At 69.6% G+C, this 5,000-nt stretch carries 3 protein-coding genes; all 3 read right to left on the bottom strand.

Annotated elements, in window-relative coordinates; all coding sequences use genetic code 11:
- Positions 1–478 precede the first annotated feature (478 nt).
- On the bottom strand, positions 479–1,846 hold the full coding sequence (locus tag ABZ803_RS17885; protein ID WP_357038886.1) for a GAF domain-containing protein: 1,368 nt from the start codon (positions 1,844–1,846) through the stop codon (positions 479–481).
- A gap of 124 nt (positions 1,847–1,970) precedes the next feature.
- Positions 1,971–3,422, bottom strand: coding sequence for a mycofactocin system GMC family oxidoreductase MftG (gene mftG / locus ABZ803_RS17880; RefSeq protein WP_357038883.1), 1,452 nt, complete (start codon positions 3,420–3,422; stop codon positions 1,971–1,973).
- Positions 3,423–3,478: 56 nt separating this feature from the next.
- Positions 3,479–4,879, bottom strand: coding sequence for a mycofactocin biosynthesis glycosyltransferase MftF (mftF, locus tag ABZ803_RS17875; protein WP_357038880.1), 1,401 nt, complete (start codon positions 4,877–4,879; stop codon positions 3,479–3,481).
- Between the last annotated feature and the right edge of the window lie 121 nt (positions 4,880–5,000).

The raw sequence follows: 5,000 nt of genomic DNA, 5'->3' as shown, positions 1-5,000 counted from the left end.
CAGAGCCTCCTACTCGGCGAAAGAACCGCTGTCCGAACGCTTTTGGGCAGCACGAACAAGCCGCTACACCCGGCTGCCCAGTCCGGGCGCATGGCGTGAACACCACGTGCGATTCGATGAGAAGCGCGAGCGATGCGAAGGGCATCGCGCGGAATTCGGCAGATTTACGCGAGATCGGCGACCGGGTGGTCACCGCCGCGGCGAGCGTCGCGTCCGCCGACGTTCTCGCCTAGCGTTCGATCGATCCTCCAACGTCATCGCCGTGGAGCGGACGCCACGGTTATGTCAGCTACGTCACACGGTCGTCATCCGTGCAGTGCGAACATTAGGCGCTTCTGTAATAAAAAGGAACTATTTGCACTAAAAACTTCTGGACAGACGTCCAATGCGGCTACCAGCGGCGGAAGTCCAGGACAGACCTGGACGCGCGACCGTGTTCGATCACGGCGAAGCGTGCGCACACCGATGGCTGTGCAGATTATGGGCCGAAACGTTGCATTCGCGTTGCATCGGCGCCGAGGCGGCGATCCAGCACCCGGATCTTGGCCTCGATCTGCGCATACAGCGGAGAGTCACGATCCACCGTAGCCCGGTAGGCCGCCCATGCCGCGGCGTCGTCGCGCCCCTCCGGGCAAGCGGTCCACCGGCGCAGCGCCGCGGCGTCTCCCGATCCCAGCACCGCGGTGCGCAATCGCACCCGCAGTTCGTCGCGAATGTCGATGATTCCCGGCGCGGTCGAACGCGGCAGCACCGGCCCGGCATAGAGCCGTAATGCCGAATCGACATCACCGGAGTCGAGCGCGGCGCGCAGCGCCTCCACATCGGTTGCGACGGGAACGCAGAGACGGTAAGGCCGGGAGCCGAACACGGTCGGGCCGACCACCGCCCGCAATCGGGACACGGCCGCCCGAATGGTGCCGTTGTCCAGATCGGTGTCATCGAGCAGCAGCGCGAGGTGATCGGCGCCGAGCCCCTCCGGATGTTCGGCCAGCAGCAACAGGATCTCGGCATGCCGCTGCGACAAGGGCACCCGATCATCCGCGACGCTCAATTGCGGCTGCCCGAGGCCGAGCACGTCGAGCGCGAGCCGGCCCGCCGGGTGCGGCGGCGCCGGGTCGCGTCGGCCGCGACCCGTTCCGCGCTCCCCGGACCGCATCGCGGTGAGCAGCAAGTCCATCTCCGCGGCGGTGGCAGTGGCCTTGACCAGCGCCAGGATCTCCGGTTTGGCCACGCGGACGCCGCCGGCGATCATCAGCACGCCGACCAGCCGCCCGTCCGGATCGTGCACCGGCGCCGCAGCGCCGGTGAGCTGGTGCATCCGGTGCAGGAAATGTTCCGGACCGTGGATCCAGGCGGCGCGCCCGGTGCGCACCACCAGGCCGACCGCGTTCGTGCCGATCCGGCGCTCGCTCAGATCGTCGCCCGCGCGCAGGCCGATCTCCGCGGCGGCCGCGACCTGCTCGGCGCCGCCGTGCACCGAGAGCACCCGGCCGAACTGATCGGCGACCACGACGATCAAACCCGTTCTGGCCGTGTCCTGTACGAGCAATTTGTCGATCAGCGGCATCAGGGCGGCAATCGGATGGGCTTGGAGATAGCGCTGCAAATCGGCCCCGCGCAAGCCGCGACCGTCGACCGCGTCCATCGGATCGATCCCGCCACGCACGCTGCGCAGCCAGGACTCCAGCACGGCAGGGCGCAACAAACCGGCGAGCCGGGCAAGGTGATCGCCGCCCGCGCTGAGATATCCGTGCGCCTGCGCGGCGTAGACTTCGAGCGCACCGAGTTGGGCGCCCGGCTCGACGCCCGGCCGTGGGGGTCGCCCACCTGCGATGTTGCTGACCATTTGCCTTTCTTTCCGCCCCAAACTGTACCGGCGCATACCGGGCGGCACCGATCGATGTTCGGGTTTGTCCGCCAGGTCACACCCGAGGACGACCCCGGCAAATTGTGACCTAACCGTCTTTCACTTATGAGACCAGATGCGCGGCCGCCTTTTCCGCGATCATCATGGTTGTGGCCTGCGGACCACGCCCCAGTGGCACCGGCACGACGGACAGATCCACTATCGACAACCCGGTTACTCCGTGCACCCGGCACAGCTCGTCCACCACGGCCGCCGCGTCGTTTTCCCGGCCCATTCGGCAGGTGCCGGATAAATGTTGCGAAGTGGCGAGATTCGCGCGTAACCAAGCGTCGAGATCCCCGGTCCGCGGAATCGGATCGACCGGCCGGGCGTTCATCCGGCGCAGCAGCTCGCCCGCGGTCGCCACCGCTTCGCCCAGCCGGACACGATCGGTCTCCGAGGCGAGGTATCGGTAATCGATGAGCGGCGCGACGCCCGGCTCGGCCGATCGCAAGCGGAGCGTCCCGGAGGACCGCGGGCGCATCAGCGTGACGCCGAGCCTGCGCACCCCGGGGGTGAAGGACACGGCGTACGGGCGGATTTCGACATCACCGACCTCCAGCACGGTCTCCAGCGGGACGGTCGGCGGTTCGGCCAGGTCGAGCAGGTAGGAGATCCCCACTTCCGGATGGTCGCCGAGCCAGGCGCCGACCGGTGCGGCGTGCACGACCGGGATGCCGAGCGGTCGAAGCTGCCGCGGGTCGCCGATGCCCGAACGCAGCAGCAGCGCGGCCGACTCGATCGCCCCCGCGCAGAGCACAATGCGGTCGGCCCATTCGACTCCGCTCTCGCCGTCGCGGAGCCACTCGACGCCGACCGCCCGCGTCCCGTCGAAACGGATGCGCGTGACCAACGTTTCTCCGCGCACCGTCAAATTCGGGCGGCCCAGAGCGGGCAGCAGATAGCCGATGGCCGGGCCGATCCGTCTGCCGTGGTCGCAATTGCACGGCACGGCGCCGACACCCTCGCCGCTGTCGGGGGCATTGAGATCGGGCACCTCGGCGAACCCGGCGGCGAGGCAGGCATCCGTGAACACCGCGCTGACCGGGGCGGGATCCGCGGTGCGCAGCACCGGAATCGGGCCATGATCACCGTGCCAAGGCCGATCGCCGAAGTCCAGGTCGCGCTCGGTCCGGCAGTAGAACGGCAGCACCGCGTCCGACGACCAGGTCTGCGAGCCGCCGAGCACCCGGCTCCAGTCCTCGAAGTCCGCCGCCGTGGCGCGGACGAAGTAGCCGCCGTTGACCGCGCCCGACCCGCCGATCACCTTGCCGCGCACGATGGTTCCCGGCACGGGCGGGTCCTCGGCGAGAACGACCTCGTAGCGCCACAGCCACCCCACTTCCGGACCGATCGGCAACGCCGCCGCGTCCAGCAACTCGGCGGGCATCGCGTCGAGGTCCGTCCACAGCGCACCGGCCTCGAGCAGCCACACCGCGTGCGCCGGATCGGCGCTCAACCGCTCGGCGAGGACACACCCGGCGGTACCGCCCCCCACGATGAGTGTGTCGGCCATTCGGACTCCCGTTCAGTAGCCAAGATCCACAGGTCGTCGCGGGTCGTACGAGTCGATCAGCGTGCGGGCGTGGTGGGTTTCAGCGCTTCCACGCTGCGCGCGCGAAACGCGCCGAGCCACAGGCCGGTGCCGTAGGCGATGTCGTCGAGACGCTTGTATGCCACGTAGCGCACGGGATCGAGGCCGCCCGCGTCCCGGTGGGTGAACCAGTCGGCCAGGCCGTCGGCGATGGCCATGGTGATCGCGATGCGCCGGACGCGCCGCGACAGGACCATCGCCACCAGCGTGATCGGCCAGTAGTGCCTGCACATCGCCGAGGCCATCCGCCAGAGCCCGGCGAAGAAACCGCGCGCCAGGTAGATCGCGGCGATCCGGGTGGGGTTGTCCAGTTCGGCGAAAACGCGCCGCAATCGGGCCAGCGCGGTGATCAGGGTGCCGATGCCGCCGAGCAGCCCCCATTTGGTCAGCGTGGCGAACAGGAACGCGGCCAGCAACGTCCAGGACGGCACCGACAGCGGTGACACCGTGCCCGCGTGCCGATCGCCCAGCGGCGCGGCGCCGGTGCCGTAGAACAGCTTCCGGCCGAACCAGGCGCGGAAGCGGACCCGGTGGTCGTGCGCCACGTGCGCCGCGGGCTCGTAGCGCAGCCGCCAGCCCGCCCGCTCCAGCCGCCAGCACAGGTCGACGTCCTCGGCGACGTGCATGGACTCGTCGAAACCGCCCTGTTCCAGCAGCGCCCTGCGCCGCGCCAGCAGCGCCGCGCTCGGCACGTAGGACACCAGCCCACCCGAGTGCACGGCCGCCTCGCGCCTGCCCAGGTCGAGCGAGGAGCGGGTGTGCTCGTAGCGCGCCAGCGCGTTGGACTCCGGGTCCAGCGCGACGATCCGCGGGGCGACCAACGCCACCCCGGGGTCGCTGAAGTGGCCGAGCATCACTTCCAGCCATCCGCTGCGCGGCACCACGTCGGAGTCAAGGAACGCGACGAAGTCGGTTGTCGCCGCGCGCAAGCCGGCGTTGCGCGCGGCCGCGGGCCCCTGCTTGCGGTCGTGCCGCAGCACGGTCACCCGGCAGCGGGTCCCTCGGTTGCGCGGGATCCGGACCGGCTGGTCGGACCCGTCGTCGACCACGATGACGTTGTGCCCGCGCAACGCGGCGAGCAGGCGGGCCAGACCCTCGGCGTTGTTGTGCAGCGGCACGATGACGGTGACGTCCTCCGGCGACGGCAGCAGCCGGGGGCGGGGATTGGCCACTCCGGAGTCGAGCAGCCGTCTGGCAACGACGGCGGACTTCGGGCCGGTCACCTCGAGGTACCCGTCGCCGATCATCTCGGCGGCCTCCGGGGCAAGTCGCAGCAACCTGGCCGGCGAACCGCCGATCAGAACCCGCCCGCCGGAGTATGCGCGTACCCGGGGATCGATCCGCACCCCGAATCCATCGGGCAGGCGATCATGGCGCATTCTTGGCATGCTAGGCGGAGTTTCGCGGCCGGACATCAACAGTACGGAAAAAACGGCAGATTTCCGGGCGAAACCGGCCCGCCACCGGAAGCGGCCTGCGCCGCACCCGATGCCGAGAGTT

This window comes from Nocardia sp. NPDC047648 (genome assembly GCF_040642815.1).
GTDB lineage: Bacteria > Actinomycetota > Actinomycetes > Mycobacteriales > Mycobacteriaceae > Nocardia > Nocardia gamkensis.
The sequence above is the reverse complement of the archived record's forward strand: the minus strand, read 5'-3'. Positions and strand labels throughout refer to the sequence as shown.